The 20,045-nt window shown below is 52.5% G+C and carries 18 protein-coding genes and 1 tRNA gene; 13 read left to right on the top strand and 6 right to left on the bottom strand.

The features are described 5' to 3' along the window. Nucleotides 1-173: 173 nt before the first annotated feature. Nucleotides 174-803 (bottom strand): response regulator transcription factor, encoded by a 630-nt coding sequence (locus tag GSQ82_RS04290; protein ID WP_158790772.1) that lies wholly within the window; start codon nt 801-803, stop codon nt 174-176. Nucleotides 804-1,060: 257 nt separating this feature from the next. Between GSQ82_RS04290 and GSQ82_RS04295 the strand changes: the two genes are divergently transcribed. The 11 genes from GSQ82_RS04295 to GSQ82_RS04345 all read left to right on the top strand — a co-directional run bounded on the left by GSQ82_RS04295 (nt 1,061) and on the right by GSQ82_RS04345 (nt 10,493). Beyond that, nucleotides 1,061-1,801, top strand: coding sequence for an SDR family oxidoreductase (locus tag GSQ82_RS04295; RefSeq protein WP_158790773.1), 741 nt, complete (start codon nt 1,061-1,063; stop codon nt 1,799-1,801). 74 nt (nt 1,802-1,875) lie between these two features. Then, nucleotides 1,876-2,787 carry an SDR family oxidoreductase gene (locus GSQ82_RS04300; protein ID WP_158790774.1) on the top strand — a complete coding sequence of 304 codons (912 nt, stop codon included), beginning with the start codon at nt 1,876-1,878 and terminating at the stop codon, nt 2,785-2,787. A 34-nt stretch (nt 2,788-2,821) separates the two neighbouring features. Next, nucleotides 2,822-3,949, top strand: coding sequence for an alkene reductase (locus GSQ82_RS04305; RefSeq protein ID WP_158790775.1), 1,128 nt, complete (start codon nt 2,822-2,824; stop codon nt 3,947-3,949). A gap of 47 nt (nt 3,950-3,996) precedes the next feature. Then, a complete protein-coding gene (locus tag GSQ82_RS04310; protein WP_158790776.1) occupies nt 3,997-5,172 on the top strand; it encodes an NAD-dependent formate dehydrogenase in 1,176 nt (391 codons plus the stop codon). 88 nt (nt 5,173-5,260) lie between these two features. Then, nucleotides 5,261-5,737: a nuclear transport factor 2 family protein gene (locus tag GSQ82_RS04315; protein WP_158790777.1), complete on the top strand. Its 477-nt coding sequence runs from the start codon at nt 5,261-5,263 to the stop codon at nt 5,735-5,737. A 118-nt stretch (nt 5,738-5,855) separates the two neighbouring features. Next, a complete protein-coding gene (locus GSQ82_RS04320) occupies nt 5,856-6,485 on the top strand; it encodes a hydrolase (RefSeq protein WP_158790778.1) in 630 nt (209 codons plus the stop codon). Between the two features lie 98 nt (nt 6,486-6,583). Continuing rightward, complete coding sequence (locus GSQ82_RS04325) at nt 6,584-7,336, top strand: SDR family NAD(P)-dependent oxidoreductase (protein WP_158790779.1); 753 nt, start codon at nt 6,584-6,586, stop codon at nt 7,334-7,336. 63 nt (nt 7,337-7,399) lie between these two features. Then, on the top strand, nt 7,400-8,179 hold the full coding sequence (locus tag GSQ82_RS04330; RefSeq protein ID WP_158790780.1) for an alpha/beta fold hydrolase: 780 nt from the start codon (nt 7,400-7,402) through the stop codon (nt 8,177-8,179). A gap of 111 nt (nt 8,180-8,290) precedes the next feature. Beyond that, entirely contained in the window at nt 8,291-9,100 is an 810-nt protein-coding gene (locus GSQ82_RS04335; protein WP_158790781.1) for an SDR family NAD(P)-dependent oxidoreductase, read from the top strand. Nucleotides 9,101-9,199: 99 nt separating this feature from the next. After that, nucleotides 9,200-10,024, top strand: a complete 825-nt coding sequence (locus GSQ82_RS04340; protein WP_158790782.1) for an inositol monophosphatase — start codon at nt 9,200-9,202, stop codon at nt 10,022-10,024. A 31-nt stretch (nt 10,025-10,055) separates the two neighbouring features. Further along, complete coding sequence (locus GSQ82_RS04345) at nt 10,056-10,493, top strand: RbsD/FucU family protein (protein WP_158790783.1); 438 nt, start codon at nt 10,056-10,058, stop codon at nt 10,491-10,493. A gap of 511 nt (nt 10,494-11,004) precedes the next feature. On the opposite strand, the gene GSQ82_RS04350 is transcribed toward GSQ82_RS04345, so the two are convergent. Next, a tRNA-OTHER gene (locus GSQ82_RS04350) sits at nt 11,005-11,074 on the bottom strand. A 393-nt stretch (nt 11,075-11,467) separates the two neighbouring features. Here GSQ82_RS04350 and GSQ82_RS04355 point away from each other — a divergent pair. Together GSQ82_RS04355 and GSQ82_RS04360 are read left to right on the top strand one after the other, a co-directional pair. Further along, nucleotides 11,468-12,445, top strand: coding sequence for a hypothetical protein (locus GSQ82_RS04355; protein ID WP_158790784.1), 978 nt, complete (start codon nt 11,468-11,470; stop codon nt 12,443-12,445). Nucleotides 12,446-12,566: 121 nt separating this feature from the next. Then, nucleotides 12,567-13,583 (top strand): hypothetical protein, encoded by a 1,017-nt coding sequence (locus GSQ82_RS04360; RefSeq protein WP_158790785.1) that lies wholly within the window; start codon nt 12,567-12,569, stop codon nt 13,581-13,583. 18 nt (nt 13,584-13,601) lie between these two features. On the opposite strand, the gene GSQ82_RS04365 is transcribed toward GSQ82_RS04360, so the two are convergent. From GSQ82_RS04365 to GSQ82_RS04380, 4 genes are all read right to left on the bottom strand, one after another. After that, nucleotides 13,602-15,338, bottom strand: coding sequence for a response regulator receiver domain (locus GSQ82_RS04365; protein ID WP_158790786.1), 1,737 nt, complete (start codon nt 15,336-15,338; stop codon nt 13,602-13,604). Nucleotides 15,339-15,347: 9 nt separating this feature from the next. Beyond that, nucleotides 15,348-18,320, bottom strand: a complete 2,973-nt coding sequence (locus GSQ82_RS04370) for an ATP-binding protein (RefSeq protein WP_158790787.1) — start codon at nt 18,318-18,320, stop codon at nt 15,348-15,350. Then, complete coding sequence (locus GSQ82_RS25565) at nt 18,320-19,408, bottom strand: DNA cytosine methyltransferase (protein ID WP_216847013.1); 1,089 nt, start codon at nt 19,406-19,408, stop codon at nt 18,320-18,322. The genes GSQ82_RS04370 and GSQ82_RS25565 overlap by 1 nt, the downstream gene beginning before the upstream one ends. 146 nt (nt 19,409-19,554) lie before the next feature. Further along, complete coding sequence (locus GSQ82_RS04380; RefSeq protein WP_158790788.1) at nt 19,555-19,971, bottom strand: very short patch repair endonuclease; 417 nt, start codon at nt 19,969-19,971, stop codon at nt 19,555-19,557. Between the last annotated feature and the right edge of the window lie 74 nt (nt 19,972-20,045).

Consider the following 20,045-nt stretch of genomic DNA (forward strand, 5'->3'; position numbering starts at 1 on the left):
AAAGCCACGCGAACAGCGGATGCTGCAGACTTTCCGCCCGATGATGCTGTCCGAGACAAGAACAATGAGCTATGCTCTGCACTAATTATCCAAACTATAGAGTTTCGAGATTCCGTGATACATCAAAACCTCCAGTCATGATCCTGTAGTTTTCTGCAGGCTCTGCGACGAGGTCAGATATGAAGTATGCCGCGCCGAAGAGCAATGGTAACCGCATGAGTTCGATCATTGGCCTGAAGCTTGTCTACGAGGTTCTTGATATGAAAGTTGACGGTAGTCTCGGCAATTGCCAGCTGATTGGCAATTTGTTTATTACGATATCCATCGCGAATGAGTCGAAGTACGTCCAGCTCTCGAGTCGTAAGGTCACCCTCTCCCAGGTGCTCGGCTAAACGGGCTACTACTTGTTCGGGGACGTGACGCCGGCCAGCATGGACCGACCGAATTACATTCAGGAGTTCGTTCTTAGGCATGCTCTTGAAGACATAGGCTGCGGCGCCTGCCCGTAGCGCCTGTTGAATCTCCCCATCGCTCTCCGATGTGGTTAACATGATGATTCGCGCGCGGGGAAACTCCCCCCGGATCGCTATAAGGGCATCTGTACCGTTCGTTCCGGGAAGCCGGAGATCCATCAGGGTAACGTCAGGTTGATGAAGGCGAAACTCCGTTACGGCTTCGGCTGCATTGACCGCCTGTGCCACAAGAAGCATGTCTTGCTGCGACCCTATGATCGTGGCCAGCCCCTCACGAAAGACCGGGTGGTCCTCTACGCTAAGAATTCGAATTGGTCCGGTCGAAACCATAACAGACGGTCTCCATTCCACAATCTTCGCGGACTTCATTTCTTTCTCTGCTCAGGCCAGGTCGAGAGGTATGGTGCAGATGATTGTAGCGCCAACGTCCGAGTTCAGTTTAGCGTCTGTTGCTGTTGATCGCCACTTCCGCAATCAATGCTCACTACCTGTAGAAGAATACAGTGCGGTCCCTATCGTGATTGAGGTGGTGGTGACGTTCAATTTGGATCATGCTTGTGCTCATTGAAGCAGAAGAAGGAGCCTGCATGACAAATACAGCGGTCAAGAGTGCTATTGTTACCGGCGCGTCCGGAGGAATCGGACGTGAAGTTGCGAAGAGGCTGGCGCATGATGGTTTTGCAGTCACCGTAAATTACGCCGGCAATCCTGACAAGGCAAAGCAAGTTGTCGATGAAATCCAGTCTGCGGGTGGGAAGGCAATCGCAGTAAAAGGTGATGTTGCCAACGCCACAGATGTGGATCATCTGTTCAAAGAAACTTCTACTGCTTTCGGCAGTGTGAATGTGGTTGTCCATTGTGCAGGGATCATGCCTCTCCTTCCGATCAACGGAGACGGTATCGAGAGCTTCGACAAGGTGATCGCGATCAACCTGCGCGGAAGTTTTCTGGTAATGGGGCAAGCGGCAAAGCAACTTTTAGCCGGCGGGCGCATCATCGTCTTCTCAAGCAGTGTCATCGCCAAGTCTTTCCCCGGCTATGGTCCTTACATTGCCTCCAAGGCAGGCGTGGAAGGTCTCATGAGGGTTCTTGCTAATGAACTACGGGGCCGGAACATAACCGTCAACGCGGTGTCGCCCGGGCCAGTGGCTACAGAGCTGTTCCTTAAAGGTAAGAGCGAAGCTCAGATCAATGAATTCAGCAAAATCCCCCCACTGGAACGACTGGGACGGCCAGAAGACATTGCTGACGTTGTTTCCTTCCTCGCCGGTCCCGATGGCGGCTGGGTAAACGCTCAGGTGCTTCGCGCTAACGGCGGTTTCGCATAGCACTGCAGTCCAACGCTGACGTTGCTCGTTCTTGAATTGAACGCATATTTCGCACGGTGGAAGGGGAACAAATCATGAAGAAGATCATTGTCATCACGGGTGCATCGAGTGGCTTTGGCGCATTGGCCGCCCGTGCGCTGGCAAGCGCCGGCCATACGGTTTACGCAAGCATGCGCGAAACCTCGGGCAGGAATGCTCCCCAGGTCAAGGACGCGGAAAAGTACGCAACCGACCACAAAGTGGACCTCCGCACCATCGAACTGGACGTCTCGTCTGAGACATCGTGCAATGCCGCGATCCAGCAAATCATCTCCCAGAATGGGCGGCTGGATGTTGTCGTTCATAACGCGGGTCACATGGTCTTTGGTCCGGCCGAAGCTTTCACTCCAGAGCAACTGGCGGAGCTGTACGACGTAAACGTGCTCAGCACGCAACGCGTAAACCGGGCAGCTTTACCCGAACTTCGCAAGCAGCGGAATGGTCTTCTGGTCTGGGTGTCGAGCAGCAGCGCAGCGGGAGGTACCCCTCCCTACCTTGCTCCTTATTTCGCTGCCAAGGCCGGCATGGATGCCTTGGCCGTGGTCTACTCGCGTGAATTAGCGCGCTGGGGCATCGAGACATCCATCATCGTTCCCGGCGCATTTACCGGCGGAACGAATCACTTCGCACACGCCGGACATCCTGCGGACGCAGCACGTGCTGCGGAATATGACTCCGGTCCCGACGCTGGCTTAGGAGATCAGGCACTCAAAGGCTTTGCCTCCATCGTGCCCCCGGATGCAGATGCCTCCGCCGTCGCGACAGCGATCGTAAAGGTTGTCGATGCTCCCTTCGGCAAACGGCCCTTCCGAGTACACGTTGATCCGACGCAGGACGGTGCGGAAGTCGTTAACGCAGTCTCTGATCGTGTGCGTGCCGAGCTTCTTCGCCGCATCGGTCTTGGGGACCTGCTGGAACCTCGCGTATATAGCGGCCAATCACACTGACCCTATTGTCGGGTCTTCAAGAGAAAGAACATCTATGTCTATTCGCAGCAATATCGTTTCCAGTGGATCGGTGAAGACGCTTTTCTCGCCGGTTCGTGTAGGACCATTGACGCTCTCACATCGTGTTGTGATGGCACCTCTCACGCGGCTACGGTCGCAAATTCCTGGGGATATTCCTGTCGACCTGATGGCCGAGTATTACGGGCAGCGTGCATCAGAAGGAGGCCTCATCATCTCGGAAGGTGCCACGGTATCTATCGGTGGCCGTGGTTATCTTGGAGCACCTGGCATCTATTCCGAGGAACAAATCGCCGGATGGCGAAGGGTCACGGAGGCAGTCCACGCAAAGGGTGGTTATATCTTTCTGCAACTCTGGCATGTGGGCCGCGTGTCCCATGTCGACATGACCAACTGCGAGATGCCTGTCGCACCCTCGGTTGTTCCGTTCGAGGGGATTGTCGTTACCCGTGATGGTTTCGTGCCGCCTTCCCCTCACCGAGCTCTCGGAATTGAAGAGATGCCTAAGCTGATCGGGGAGTTTCGCCAGGCAGCATGGAATGCCAAAGCTGCAGGTTTCGACGGTGTTGAGATTCATGGCGCCAATGGCTACATCCTCGACCAGTTTCTTCAGGACGGTACGAACAAGCGCACTGACTCCTATGGCGGTTTGATTGAGAAACGCGCACGTCTTCTGCTTGAAGGTTTGGATGTAACCGCCGCAGTGTGGGGAGAGGACCGTGTCGGCGTACGACTCTCGCCCAATTCAACATACAACGCGATGTTTGATAGCAACCCTGAGGCAACATTTGGTTATGTGGCCGATCAACTGAATCGTTACGCCCTTGCCTATCTTCACGTCATCGAGCCTCGCGTCAAGGGCATTGAAACAGTAGGCGAAGGTCAACCTCCAGTTGCATCTGCTCTGTTGCGAAAAATTTATAGAGGAAACATCCTCGCCGCAGGTGGTTTTGATCCCGCAAGTGCCGAAGCCATCATCGAGAGAAATGATGCGGATATGGTCGCCTTTGGCCGTTATTTCATCTCCAATCCAGATCTGCCAAAACGTATTCAACTTGGTCTTCCGCTTAACAACTACGACCGTGAAACGTTTTACAACAACGATGCACGGGGCTATACCGACTATCCGTTCTATGACGAGTAACTCATCGACTTCAACGCTACTTAATTCGCAAATGCAAGGAGAAGAAAATGGCAAAGGTATTGTGCGTTCTCTACGATGACCCGACGTCCGGCTACCCTCCGCAATACGCCAGGAATGACATTCCTAAAATCGAAAGATATCCGGACGGACAGACTGTTCCAAATCCGAAACACATAGATTTCGTTCCAGGAGAACTATTAGGCTGTGTCTCTGGAGAGTTAGGTTTACGAAGCTATCTCGAAGATCTTGGGCATACGTTCATCGTTACTTCCGATAAGGAAGGCCCAAGTTCCGTGTTCGAAAAAGAGTTGCCAGATGCAGATATCGTGATCTCGCAGCCCTTCTGGCCCGCCTATCTCACTGCCGAAAGAATCGCAAAGGCGAAGAAGCTGAAGCTGGCTCTGACAGCTGGGATCGGCTCGGATCATGTTGACCTCAACGCCGCGATCAAAGCCGGCATTACTGTCGCTGAAGAGACCTTCTCCAATGGCATTTGTGTTGCTGAACATGCGGTCATGATGATCCTGGCACTGGTCCGAAACTATCTTCCATCGCACAAGATCGCTGAGGAGGGTGGTTGGAATATCGCGGACTGCGTTTCACGCTCCTATGACCTCGAGGGAATGCACGTTGGGACGGTTGCCGCAGGCAGAATCGGTCTTGCCGTCCTGCGTCGGCTCAAGCCCTTCGACGTCAAGCTCCACTACACGGCTCGGCATCGCAGCCCTAAGGCGATTGAAGATGAGTTGGGCCTGACGTATCACGCAACTGCCGAAGAGATGGCCGAGGTTTGCGATGTGATCAGCATCCATGCCCCGCTTTATCCTGCGACAGAGCATCTCTTCAACGCGAAGGTCCTGAATAAGATGAAGCGCGGCTCTTATCTTGTAAACACTGCGCGTGCCGAGATCTGCGATCGGGACGACATCGTCCACGCGCTGGAAAGCGGTCAACTCGCCGGCTATGCGGGAGATGTCTGGTTCCCGCAACCTGCGCCTGCCAATCATCCCTGGAGGAACATGCCACATAACGGAATGACACCGCATATGTCCGGTTCGTCATTATCGGGACAGGCTAGGTACGCTGCCGGAACACGAGAGATTCTGGAGTGCTGGTTCGAGAACCGTCCGATCCGCGATGAATACCTGATTGTGTCAAATGGAACGCTCGCGGGAACCGGAGCCAAGTCTTACGGTGTTGGCGAGGCACCAAAAGGCAAGTAGAAATTGAGCCTATGCCAGAGTCGTGGCTCGTAGTTAAGGGCCGATTCGTTATTGCTGACTTTTCAATCACAGAAACGGAGGCACGATCATGAGTGCAAAACAAATGCCAAACCCGGCGCCACCCTTTACACGCGAGACTGCCATTCTAAAAGTACGTCTCGGAGAGGACGGATGGAATACCAGAGATCCAGAGAAGGTCTGTCTGGCATACACCGTCGATAGTCACTGGCGTAACCGGGCAGAGTTTGTCACGGGCAGGGAAGAGATCAAGCATTTCCTGACTCGAAAATGGCAGCGCGAGTTGGATTATCGGCTTATCAAAGAGTTGTGGGCTTTTAGCGACACTCGCATTGCGGTTCGCTTCGCGTATGAATGGCACGATGATTCCGGCAACTGGTTTCGGTCTTACGGGAACGAGAACTGGGAGTTCGACGAGAACGGCACTATGCATCATCGCTACGCATGCATCAACGATCTTCCGATCAAAGAATCTGAACGCAAGTATCACTGGCCCCTGGGACGCCGTCCGGACGATCATCCCGGATTGACTGAGCTTGGTCTATAGACGACTGCAGTCTCGCCTGAACTACGGTGTCGGCGACAACGTAGTTCAGGTGCTGCCATCGCGTCGCGCTTTTCAGCGCAGCCTGCTTGTCCATTAGGGGCATCTAAGAGGGGGCAACATGAGTGGTATCGAATCGTTACTGAAGCCCGAAGAGTGTGCTTTGCTTCTCGTCGATTTTCAGGCGGGGCTAGCCTTTGGCGTGGAGTCGATCTCTCGCCAGACCATCGTCGATAACGCGGTGGCCCTTGCACGGACGGCTGCGGTCTTTGAGATGCCCATTGTCGTATCGACTTCGGCTTCAAAGGTCTACAGTGGCCCTCTTCTGCCACCGCTGCAAGCGGTTCTGCCTGACATCAAGTCGATCGAGCGACGGAACATGAATGTATGGGAGGATGAGACGGCTCACTCGGCAATCGTGGCGACCAATCGCAGGCGGTTGATTGTGGCTGGGCTGCTTACCGAAGCGTGTGTCTCATTCCCTGTGCTGTCTGCTCTCAAAGAAGGCTATGAAGTCTTCGTTGTCGGGGACGCTTGCGGAGGGCTGACGCAGACCGGTCATGCACTCGCCCTGCAACGAATGGAACAGGCTGGAGCGCAACTCACGAGCTGGATTCAGGTGCTGCTGGAACTCCAGCGTGATTGGACGAGGCACGAAACCTATGAAGGTGCCCGGGCGATTGTAGAAGCAAACGGTGGTGGATACGGTATGGGGCTGGCATACGCGCGCACCATGATTCATCCGGTCTGAGCCGCTTCCGGTTCTGCGCTGTTGCCATCCAGCGATTGTCTTTATGCCTCTGAGCAGCTCTGCTCCCTCTGTGTTCTGGGAGCGAAAGGAAAGGTCACATGGAATCCTTACAGAAACATGTCGTCATCATTACTGGCGGAAGCTCTGGAATCGGACGGGATGCGGCTCTGTCTTTCGCTGCGATGGGAGCTAGAGTCCTTATCACCGGCAGACGGGCAGCAAGTCTGGATGAGGTAGCGAAGGATCAGCCGAATATCGAGACTCTGGTCGCCGACACTGCAGAGCCGAAGGACGCGTCGCGGACGATAGCTCGGGCCATTGAGCTCTGGGGGCGCCTCGACGTTCTAGTCAACAATGCAGGAGCGGGAGCGATCATGCCGTTAGCAGACGTTACGGCCGAACGAATCCTCGACATCTTTGCGGTCAATGTTCTTGGTCCATCATTACTCGCAAAGGAAGCGCTTCCCCACCTGGCAAAGACGAAGGGCTCGATTATCAATATATCGAGCACCTATGGCTCTAAACCAGGCGCCGCACTCTCCCACTACGGGGCGAGCAAAGCCGCACTCGAATACCTGACTCGCAGCTGGGCTTTGGAGCTGGCGCCACTCGTAGTTCGCGTAAACGCAGTAGCTGTCGGCCCGACAGAGACAGGAGCATTGGAGGGCATGATGGGACTTTCAAAACAACAAGCCGAGGTTGTTAAGCAAGATGAAAGAGCGAACATCCCACTAGGAAGACGTGGCCTTCCCGATGATGTTTCCCGCTGGATCGTCTCCTTTGCTGAGCCAGCCTCTGACTGGATTACCGGACAGGTCCTGGCCGTTGATGGCGGGCTCAGCCTGGTTTAGGAATTACAGACGATCAGCTTCTCGAGTAATCGAATTTTTTCCAGCAGAAACAGGAGTGTATCAATGCAAGTGATTAAGAGGGATGGAGTTGCCTTGGCCTATGAGGATCTTAACCCAGGCGCGCCACCAATCGTCTTCGTACACGGATGGAGCTGCGATCACACTATTTTTGCGCAGCAAGCAGAGTTCTTCAGCCGATCGCACCGTGTTATTTCGGTTGACTTGCGTGGCCATGGCAACAGCGATGCGCCGGATCAAGACTATACGATGGCCTCTTTCGCAGATGACCTTGCGTGGTTGTGTGGTGAACTTGCATTGGTGAAACCGATCGTTGTGGGCCATAGCATGGGCGGAAATGTAGCTCTCGAGTTGGCGGCTCGTCATCCAGAGATTCCTGATTCGATCATTTTGATTGATTCAATCTTCTTTCCGCCTCAACCGTTTTGCGATTCACTGCAGCCGGTCGTTGAAGCCCTGGGAGGGCCGGACTACATTACCGCGTGCCGGCAGGCAATGGCGTCGACATTACTTCCCACAGATGATGAAGAAAAGACAAGGATACTGATTAGATCTTTGCCGAAGGCTCCGCAACATGTTCTGATATCCACTCTCAAGAATCATCTGTTGAACTATGATTCGACCTCTGTTGCTGCAGGCTGTCATGTCCCGGTTACCTATATAGGCGCAGCAATCCTGATGGCGGATCTGATTCAACTTCAGAAGCTCACACCACAACTTGTCACGGCTCAGACTTTGGGATCAGGCCACTTCTCCCCTCTGTTTGTACCCGATCAAATCAATACGATGATTCAGACTTTCCGGGACGTCTACTCACCGAATTAGAAAACTGTGAAGTGGGATTGCGACTGGATGTCTCACTGGACCATTGACTAGATCGTGAAGTTGGAGAAGACATCGTATTACGGATTAGATCTATCAAAGAGGAGCTGATTTATGGATTTACACCTTCACGGAAAACGGGCTCTTGTCACTGGGAGCAGTTCGGGAATTGGTGCCGAGATCGCAACAATGCTTGCCTCGGAGGGAGTTAAAGTAGTCGTTCATGGGCGCGACAAAACACGAGCGAAGACAGTGGCCCAAAGGATTGAGAGCGCTGGCGGTCAAGCCGTCGTGGCGCTTGGGGATCTCAATTCGGAAGCCGGGGCTGCGACTGTTGTTGAGGCAGCCCAACAAGCCTTCGGCGGTGTCGATATCCTGGTAAACAATGTTGGCGGCTCTGCCAGTGTTGCGCATCTGTCGTGGTTCGATGCTCCACTCGAGGAATGGGCAGAAAACTATCAACACAATGTGCTCGTCGCAGTCCGTCTCGTCAAAGCTTTTGTTCCCGTGATGCGCGAGCGAGGCTGGGGCAGAGTGATTCAGATTTCGTCGCGGAACGCTATCTCGCCTCATGTACAGTTTGGTGGATACGGTGCAGCGAAAGCGGCGGTCAATAACTTCACTCTCAGCTTGTCGAAAGCTCTATCCGGAACGGGAGTGACATCAAATGGCATCATGCCAGGATTGATTGACACGCCTCAGCTGGATTCCTGGTTCCTTCAGATCGCTGAGAAGCATGCGGGGACGCAAGACCCAAAGGACGGACGGCAATATGTTCTTAAGAATATTGTCCATCAGGCGGTTGATCGATTGGGTGAGCCAAAGGATATTGCGGCTGCGGTTTGTTATCTCGCAAGCCCGCTTAGTGACTTCATGACAGGAACGACGTTCAGAATTGACGGAGGCTCAACGCCGACTGTTTGATGATCGATAGCAATAAGCTGACAAGAGAGACTATCGACAAGATCGAATTCAGGAAAGAGAAACAAATAACGTAGCGGTTGCACGAACAAGGAGATCGTTTTGAATACCACCCATGCAATGCCCATTGCTCCAAGCGAGGCTCTAAGGAAACGATTCGAGATCGCACGCGAGGTGATACTGGAGGCCGGAGCTTTGGCAAACGGTTATTTTCGAAGGATCGGAACCCTTACGGTCAAGAGCAAAGGTTCGCATGACCTGGTCAGTGAAGCCGACGTGAATACAGAGGAGTTGATTCGCAAGAGCTTCGCCGCGCATTTTCCGGAAGACGCGTTCTTCGGAGAAGAGAGTGGTATGACGGACTTCAATCACGCGTCTGGTATCTGGGTTGTTGACCCCATTGACGGGACGCAACCGTTTCTTTGCGGAATGCCGAACTGGTGCGTCTCGATTGCGTTTGTATGGAACGGCACATTAGAGTTCGGTCTAATTTCCAACCCTCCCTGCGAGGAGTTGTTCGTCGGAGGCAAGAGCTTCCCGGCTACAGTCAATGGTGTCCCTCTTCGGACCAATCCCGGCACCGATTTTTCGGCGGGTTTGGTGAGCATCGGCTTCTCACCTCGGTCTCCACACGCCTTTCTTTTTGACTCCCTGACAAAACTCCTCGCGGGCAAAGGCATGTTCTTCCGCAACGGCTCAGGAGCCTTATCGCTCGTGTACGTAGGTGCTGGCCGTCTTTTGGGGCATGTCGAGCCCCATATGCACTCGTGGGACTGCCTTGGTGCAATTGCGATCATCGAAGCGGCCGGGGGCAAGGTGAACGACTACCTCACCGGCGATGCTTTGCGTAATGGAAACCGGGTCGTTGCTGGCGCACCTGGAGTGTTCGACCAACTCGAGACACTTCTCGAGCGTGGAGATGGCTAAACGCAGGCCCGAACCGAATCAAGGAGAAATCATGCTTAAGGGAATTGATCCACTTCTATCCCCCGAACTCCTCAAGGTGCTTAGTTCAATGGGACACCGTCACGAGATTGCCATTGTGGACGCAAACTATGCCTGCGATCCGGGCAAGGTGAATGTTATCCGGCTGGACGGGGTTCCTGCGACCGCAGCGTTGCGAGCAGTCCTTTCCGTATTGCCGCTTGAACGAAATGACCCTGAAGGTTGCTGGCGAATGATTGCCAAGTCCGATCCCGCCAACGAACAACTCATCTTTCTGGAGTTTCAACGGGCAATCGCCGAATTCGAACATGTCGATATGAAGTTGGTTCCGCTATCTACGGCTGACTTTAAAGATCGCGCGCGTGCTGCCTATGCTGTTCTCGTAACGGGGGAAACGCGCCCTTATGGCAATATTCTCCTACGCAAAGGTACAGTGAAGCTAACTAAGTAAGCTGCTGGCGTTCCCTACGGCAACGGTTAGCGTCTTCGTTGGCCATCGCATCACTTGAAGCTGCGCGTGCTCGATGTTGACGTTGTAGCCTACGGCTCACGTTGCCGTAATGGGGCTGCAGATTCCAATAGATAGTGGATCAACTACAAGTATGGGCGCCGCGTGGCGGTTGGCTCTTTTAGATAGAAAGCGCCCTACAAATTTAGTCCTGCCTTCGTCACGGTTGCGCTGGGAATACTTCAGGTCAGAAAAATTCTCCGCTTTTTATTCGCCTAAAAACATCCAGAATGTTCGGATATTGTTCGGACGATTCCTGCCCCCTTTAAGGGTTGTTGCATCCCTTTCTAAATCACAGAGATACATCGCCTAAATGAGCGACGCCAGCCTTCTGAGGGCCAAGCATTCTAGTCTGACTGTATGTACTTGATAATAAGTAGCTTAATGTGGGAGCGCATGGTTGCGCACAAACATAATGGAAACTTTGAATATCCTGTAAGTTATTGATTATAAATGGTGGCCAGAGACGGGATCGAACCGCCGACGCCGGCCTTTTCAGGGCCGCTTGGCAAAGTATCTAAGCCCCTTAGAATCAGTGCAAGTTGCTGAGCCGGGGTAGCTTAGGGCGAAGCGGGTTTAGGATCATTTAGGACGAATTGGGATCATTTCTACCTTACGGCGTTCGGATATTGTTCGGAGGATGCTTTCTGGTATAGCGTCGATGTCGCTGTGAACAATATCTGAATTTGAACCGCTGACCTCTTCTATGCATTACGGCAACATAACGCAACTCTGTGAAACTGCGTGGTAATTTTATTTGGGGCGGACATCTCGGGTCGTTGCTTAGATAGATTCGGCTTGCGCAATTTAATCACGCTCAAGTACAACGATGTCATGATGTGCGCATGCGCTCGCAGAGTTTTTTACTTTTGCTCGGTCTTGTGAGTATCAGCGCGTCCGCTCAGGAAGCGTCCACGATGTATTCGTTGAGCACTTCAGATTCGTACACCTCGGGGACGAAACAGGCCCAGACCTATACCGGCAGCGCGTTGATATCCCACGTCAACTCGGATAACTTCTGTGATCCGCGCACTCTTCAGTTCGGCGTCGATGCAACGGCCGCTGACTCTATCTCGAAGTCGGATCCGGTCGGAGGCGTCCCAACGACGGTTCCGGTGATCGCGGACAATGCCGCAGCCGACGTGATGTGGGGCTTTGGAGGTGGCGCGCCGGCTGGCCCGGCGGTCATCGGACCACCCGTCAAAAGGACAGATAACTTTCTTTCCGCATCGGCCAATTACTACATCAACAATAGTCTCGGAGTCGGGCTCGAGCAGATGTATGTGGGAACCTATCAGCGGTACATCACGCACTGCAACAGTCAGCGAGCCAACACCTTCTTCGCCTCCGCGAGCGTCGGATTGGGCTACGCCGATCAGCGCTTGTACGATACGGTGAATCATACCCGCTCGGCGGTGTTCCCTATTGCTGCACAGGCCACTTGGTTCAAAAAACCGAGGGACGGCAACAATCCAAATCCAAAGAGCGGCACTGTCCAGCCTCCGCCGGTCATCGTATCCGCTCAGGTGGGTTATACGCCATTTCTAAATGAGCTCCACGATTATCAAATACACGAAGAGGCGAATGTCGTCTTTCCGACCGAGTTCTCACATTTGACGGTAGTGCTGCAACAGTCGGATACCTACTTGAACAACGCGCCCGCGACCTTCAGGAGGAACTACCAGACATACGGCATCCAGCTTTCGTTTACCTTTGGGACAACACCGGCCCAGGCTGCTCCGCCTGCTCCGGGCGCCTGCTACACCGCAGACAAGTCCAGCCACATGTTCTGCTACGCCGCCCAGACGCAATCGGCGTGCGTGGCTCCGGCCATCTTTAGACAGGGTGGCAGCTGCAGTCAGTCTGGAGTTCCGCTGTTTCAACCGGGCCCCTGATGGGACCATATCCACTGGATCTTACGCTCAACAATAACTTCGACTAACTCCCACGGCCGGATTGTCCTGGCGATTACTTGTTGATTGGGACTCGAGGTAGGAAAACAGAAGAGGAAATACGGTGAATTACTGGCGCATGCGCATGCGGAAGGGAAACGGTGGCGAGGATATGTTTCGCCAATGTGTGTCGAAGGAGATTGCTGCGATCCACTATACCCCTGTTGAAAGTGTCGATCTTGCGCAATTCTCGGAAGACGACGTGCCCGAAGCTTGGGCTGAACTCGAATCCGCTCAAAGTGGAAGTCTGCGTAAGTTTGCCTGGCGAATTCGCGGTGGCGACATGATCTATGTTGCGGAATCCTATCCGTCACGCATCGTCGCTGTTGGCCGCGTCCGAGGAAGTGACCGCATCAGTGCCTATCGATACTGGGCTGACACGCCCATCATGGATGAGGATGGACATCCATGGAGACACACAGTCTCAGTCGAGTGGGAACAGCTTTTTAACCCAATCGCCTATCCAAAGCCGTGGGCGACCCAAGCAACGGTGCTGGACTTGCCGCACTCGGAAGTAATGAAAATCAAATCCCTCCTGCGTCACGAAAGGAAGGCGCTGCAATCTACATCCAATGTGAGCACGAACGAAAACGACGGGGCACCAAGGACGGAGGTGGATGAGGAGATTCAACGTCGACTTATCGAGAGCACTGGCTATTCGCGTTATTCGAAGGAGGCTATTAGGGTCATCGATCGAAAACATGCCAAGTTATGCAATCAATTTACAGAATGGCTTGAAATGACGCAGCGGATTGTCTGTCAGGTGGAACGACGGCACATCGATGTGACCTTTCGCTTGAAACAGAAGACTATATTGGTGGAGTTCAAGATCGCATATCGGTTAGATCCGAAGCCGGCCATCCGCGAGGCTCTGGGACAGATACTTGAGTACAACTTTTATCCCGACCGCAAGCTCTTCGATCATTGGATACTCGTACTGGATTGTGCGCCTACACACAACGATCGTGTCTTTCTTGAGCGCCTTCGGGACTTGAATCTCCCATTGTCGTACGGTTGGCTCGAAGAGGGCAGCTTTCGATTTTCTGGTGATTGCCCCCTCTTCCGTCCTGAATATGAATAGTAGTGGCCTCCCGTCAGTTCAAGATGCGGGTTTGGCAAGGCGGCTCCATTCAGATTCCACGAGTCCTATTCGTGAGACAGCAACTGAGACTTGATGAGCGACTCGTTGAGCATGGGATGGCTTGAGTTCCGAAATCCACTTGTATTCTGTGCCGTCGATGCTTGTGAAACTCCACGTCGCTCCACGTTCCTGAGCAGTTACTCGTTCTTGGGCGATGGGGGCGAACTCAACCATCTTAATAAGAAAAGGGTTGAATTTGGCCAGTAAAAGCCGGACTTCTGCACCGTCGCGAACGATTATTACAGATTCACCGGTTTCGCTCGATGGGGTCAAAGGCAACAGAGGAAAAAACCGCTTTGCTTTCAATCTGACACCATCGCAAACTGGTTGAAGGCAAACCCAGTAATCAGTCACTTCGACGGTTTCCTGCATCCGAGTTGCCGAGATGATTGTTCCCAATGTGAGATAAGGCTTGGCCTTCTCATACATATGCCTCACCGACATCAATAACGCGAGATTTGAATCCCCTACTTTCTCGAAATCTGAGCTTGCAAGGTGGTTTGTCAGGATTTTCGCTGTCTTTTTCTTTTCTCCGATGTGAAGTGCGGTGAGAAATTGTCCATGATTCTTTTGTATGATCAGCAATTCATCCTTGCCAATGCCAAGATCTAAGAGTTGATCGAAGCCGTTCCTATATTGCTCCTTCGACAGATCGCTGTCAGCAGGAGGATGAGAGGCGTTCCTAGCAATCCTATCCTCGAGCCAAACTTTGAGTGGTGGGGTGTCGAGGAAGTCGCCGATCCGAGCGTCTTCCAAGATGCTTCCGATCTCTGAAGCGATGAGAGGAACGATTTGTTCGCTTGCTCGCTCGGGACAAACAAGTATGCTTTGCGTGACAAAAGCTGGATCCAAATCGGGGGGGAACCGGCTTAGTAGTTGGTAAGCATTGCGTCGTATCGCAGTGATGCTGGCCATCGCCGCATTAGATAAGAGTCCCCTCGATATCTCGGAAAATTCTCGAATGACTGCTGTGGGTATTTCATTTGGTTTAAGAGAACGCTGAGTTCCTTCTGGCGTTCTATTAAGGCTAGGCTTTCCATAAACTGCGATCCTGGTGCCGGTGCCAGACAGATGAATGTTGAAATTATCAGGAGTGACTTGAGGATTCAATGAGCCAAGTTCTTTGCTGATATCTGTAGCGACTTGGGCCAAATCTAGTTCGCCTGTGTAAACCACGATCAACCGAGCTCTTCCATTGTGAGAGTCGCTGGAAGATGTGACCAGCTCGCGAATCAGCTCCTTCGTTTTGGCCCCTGTCGTATCTCCAAAAAGAACCCAATCGAATATGAATACGTCCGCCACTGGAGCGAAGGCTCGTACGACATCGTTCAATTTAGGAATTTCATCTTTGTCGGGACGAATCACAGAACAGACAATCCCGAATTCCCCAAACTTGTCGATTATTTGTTTTCCATCCAGCCTGTGGGCACTTGCCGTCGAAGACTCAGTTAATGATTGTGAAGACGGTTCTTCGCTGGGAGCCGCGGAGGGTTTCGGTTGGGCATCCACCCGTTCTAACTTGGTCTCATCTTTATCGGCCGCCTGGCGGCCAGGATCTTTAAGAGCCTTTGCCTCAGTGGGCTCAGCTGAACGCTCGAGTGCGTCTAAGAAAGCTTGATCGTCGACCACTATGACGGTTGAAAGGAAATCCTGAACAATTTTATTTGAGTGTTGCGCGAACACCGTCCCCGACATCGATCTCTCCTAATTACTCTGCTTTACGGGTTCAATGCGAAATGTAGTGCCACTACCTGTCTGGCTCTGGTCGAGCGACAACTGATAGTTGACCTTCCTAAGGATCTCTCTTGAGATGAATAGTCCCAGCCCCCTGCCACCAGGCTTGCGTGTAAATCCACTTTCGAAAATGGCCATAGCGTCGCGTGCGGTAACGCCTGGTCCATTGTTGGAAACGAAGATCGCGTCATCGCGAAAGTCTAATCGTATCTCACGCTCGCCGGATTTATTCGATACCCAGAAGATGGCATTATCGACCAAGTTTACGAAAACTGGATAGAACGAGGATGGGAATCCGTGCAAGTTTGTTTGGAGAAACGCCGGTGTGGCGACCAATTCCACTTTGTGCCTTTCGAGGCGTCGTCCAAACAGATCTTGCAGAAATTTAGTTATATCGGACCCGCTGAAGTCGATCTCTTTTCGATAGAGTCGACGTTGCAAAGGCGTAAACAATCCGAGAAACCCATCTATATGGTCAAAGTTAGTCCGGAGGTCGTTGTAGACGCCCGTGAGACCGTCATTGGCGTCCGACCAAGATTTCAGCCGGCGCAACCCTGACCGAATCGAACGAATGCTGGTCTCGAATTCGTGGTTGATAACGTTTAATGCCATGCCGATTTGGGTCAGCTCAAGATCAGCTTCTGCCTGCTCTCGCAAACCTAGCAAATCCTCTTGCATGGCTTCATTCATGAGGTTCATGCCGACGAAACGACCATCTTCATCGCGATCCCAGTGCATGGTGCGCAGATCGTCCTTTATGACACTTAACGAAGCGATTCCACGTTCCGAGACCAACGCTAGTTCCGATTCAATAGCTCGACGGGTATCCGTCAAATCGTCATCTTCCACCTTTGAGAGATCGGAACTTGCCAAGTTACTTCGGGTACTTTGAATAGCGTTTTCAACTTCGCGCGTGATATCCCGGGAAGCTTTTATGACTTCTCGACTCAAAGTTTTGAGAGCCTCTGTTGTCTCTCGGCGCTCGACAGATGCAAGCCGCTCTGTCTCAGCAATGCGTTCACCAATTGATCGCTCGAGTCGAACTCTCACGGTGAGGTCAAGTTTGGCTTGACCGGCCATATCACTGACTGTCTCGGAAATTTGATTTTCAGTCTGGGCAAACACTTCCGATTCAAGGCGTCTCGTCTCTTGCACAGACGCATCCCAATCACGTCGTAGTTGTCTGCTAAGACCAACACCGTTCGGCTTCGAGACTCGAAAATCTCGACGGAGGCTCTGGAGATGTGTCTCCGCTCGTGACTCTGCTTCTAAGATCATCCTGCTTGCCTGATCTCGATCATCGTGGGCTAGACTCGCTGAGATATCAGTCCTTAAGCGTTGTAAAAGTTCGGAAGACGACTGCTCAGGTTTGCGGTCGCCGACCTCCTTGAAGAAGAGCTTCAGCCTTTCCGCCAGAGCTTTACGTTTGCCGGTAAGTTGTTTTTCTGCACGTCGGCGAGCACGTTCTAAACGATCAAGTTCTGATTTACGCTCTGCATAACGTTCTGCACCTGGACTTCCTTCCCGGAAAAAGTCCGCAGCGATCTGGACAAAAAAGTTCATGAGGATCGCTCTGAATTGGCGATACGCCTTATTCTCACGAAACCCTTCACGTCCGGCCTTTTCGTTTAGCTGGGGGTTCGTGCCTGAAGCTATCTCTATGACGCCGAAGATTCGCCGATAGGAAAAATAATAATAGCCCGCACTCTTTGTACGATTTTTCTCAATATTGAGAAAGTCGTAGTCCGTGTCGCCGTACGGCAAAATGCGGACATTATCTTTGTAGATATAGAGTCCGCCAATCTGATTCAACTTATTACTAATGACTGCCCACTCGTCTGGCGGCAGGGTACTTTCGCGCGATGCTCCCTGCACGTATGCGACGCTAATCGCGAAAGCCCCACAGTCGGTGGTTTTACCCTGAGCTTCATCCCATGCAACTACGTGCTCTTTGTACTCTTCTCCATACACGCTCACGGTTCCTTTGAACTGACCAAATTCGTCGAAAGTTCCGAAAATATGATGGTCCGCGTTTAAGAATTCGTCTGGCGTGAAGAAGCTTTGTTCATCGATAAGTTCTTCAGAGCTGTCATTGGTTTTGTGATCCCTGAAGGCAGGGTGAATCTGCGGTGGAGGATGACCGGGCGTCATCGTATTCGTAAAACCCAGAAGCATTTTTTTCAATGGAGAAGCAGTGTCATTTTCCCGCGCTCCGTCGATTGCAGCCGTCAAAGAGAGATCCGCGGGCATTACAAAGAATTGCGTCCCGCGTCCCGAGCCGCTCAGTCTTGGCTCGCCTAACTCTTGGTCGAGAGCCTGAGGGTCTACTACGAAAGCTTTTAATTCCTGATGGATCTTCGACCAAGTAGAGGGCGATATCTGATCTTGCAATGAATCTAAATTCGTTCTGACGTCCGCGATCATGTCGTTTATGTCGCTTACGGCAGGTAATCGACCAGGAGGAAATGTGCGTATTGGGATCTGAATTTCATCTAGATTAATTCCGGGGCACTGGAATAATGTCCACTGAACAAATGCCGCAGTAATTTCAGTTGGATTGTCACCGGCCGCCGGCCGAGTGAGAACCAACGCTTGAGGACCGATAGCAGCGATGGCCAAACGCCCGATGCCTTTCTCGCCCAATATAGGCCGAGAAGGCTTCGCTGGATCGACACGGGGCATGCGCATCCCGTTCGAGACCGCGGCAACTTTACTTTCTGTCCCGAGAGTGAGCCACCTCTCTTCGAATTCATCACGCGACATTCCAACTCCATCGTCGCGGAGGATGAAGAGCCCATCTGAACGATAGAAATCAACCTCTACACGATCTGCATAGGCGTCATGGGCATTCTTGAACAACTCGTTGATTGCCGTAGGAATGCCAGCGATCTGCTGACGACCGAGCATATCGAGAGCGCGTGCTCTCGTTTTGAAGGTAGCCATTAACCTCTTCCCGTACCATTCAAGGTTGTGGTGAACGCTCTCCCCAAACTTTTCGCTAGAAGGACTGGAACCGCATTCCCAATCTGCTTCGCCATGGAATTTAAACTTCCCGTGAACTCAAAAGAGTCGTCAAAAGTCTGGAGCCTCGCGGCTTCGCGAACACTTATAGCTCGAGCTTGAGTCGGATGTCCGAAACGTCCATTCGATAGGGATATACAGCGAGTAGTTAAAGCACTCGCTGGTGCGTCCCAACGCAGGCGCCCATACACATCGGTGTGTCCTTTATGTTGCGCGTGGCAGGTCAACTGAAGATCTTCAGGCCAATCTCGCCTACCACCTCCGATAGGGGTTGCTCTGATTCGTGCAAGGTTCAAGGGAGAGAGTTTGGCAGCCCTATGATTGGGAACACTTGAGTGCGTCTCGCCAGCTTGAATGGGTGGCAAATCAGAAATCCAAGCGTTCACGGTCGAAAACGAAGCGAGTTCGGCACCAGGACCATGCGATCTTTTGGGGAGCGATATATCGCCCAGCAGACTTGCCAATAGAACGAACCGGCTCCGCTTTTGAGGAACACCATAGGAGCAGCAGTCGACGGTTCCCGCTGCGACGGAATAGCCCATTTTCGTCAAAGTTCGAAGGAATTTGGGAAGAGGTCCGGCAGTCGACGAAATAGTCTGAATGCCCGGAACATTCTCGATCAGTACAAAGTCGGGACTGTATGCCTTAACGAAACGTCCGAAGTGCGTAAGTAAGGGAATGCGTTCATCTTCATCGTTCCGCTGCCCATTTTGCTGTGAGAATGGCTGGCACGGCGCACATCCGCTAAAGAGGATCGGATGGTCCTTTGAACGCCACTCGGAGACTAGGTTTTCGATAGAGCAGGTCTCGAAATATCTCACGTCACGCTTTACAAACTTTGTTGTCGGAAAGTTGCGCTGGAACGTTTTCGAGGCTTCGGGGTCGAAGTCGAGTGCGAAGACGATATCCATTCCGACGTCACGCAAACCTGCGCTAGTCCCCCCGCATCCGGAAAAGAAATCAAAAACCTTTATCTTCTTCGCTAATCTTTCTCGAGCAGTGACTGGCAAAATTTAGGCTCCTCAAATGTCTTGCCACTTATGTCAAATTCTAAAGGTTATCATGTCAAGGGGATACAGTGAAGATTCGCGACGCCTCAGCGCAGTAATGAGTGGCACTTTGCTGGAAACATCACATCGGCTCGAACTCATTGCTCCTATGAAGGATCTCTAAGGAAGCGCTCAAGACGTTTTGCGAGCTGCTCCGCGTCCTTGATTTCACACTGCCAGATCGTGACAACGCTCCATTTCGCATCCTTGAGAGCTTGTTCGACACGCAAATCTCGCAAGACGTTCGCTTCGAATTTTGTCTTCCAGAACTCTGTTCGGCTTTCTGGCATAGTGGTCTTTGGGCAGCCCTTATGTCGGTGCCAGAAGCATCCATGAACGAAAATGACCTTACGTTTCGCCCTGAAGACGATGTCTGGGCTGCCTGGTAAATCGGAGGCATGAAGCCGATATCTGTATCCCAAGCGGTGAACGAGACTACGGACCAAAAGTTCGGGTCGACTGTTCTTGGAACGAACGGATGCCATCATTGCCGATCGTGTCTGGCGGTCAACCCGGTCTGTCATGACTGGCGTTGCGAGCTCATTCCTTTTGCTGCGACCACAAGCGGGAGCGGAGCGGCACTTTTGCTCGTAAGCCG

The sequence above is a fragment of the Granulicella sp. L60 genome (genome assembly GCF_009765825.1).
Lineage (GTDB): Bacteria > Acidobacteriota > Terriglobia > Terriglobales > Acidobacteriaceae > Edaphobacter.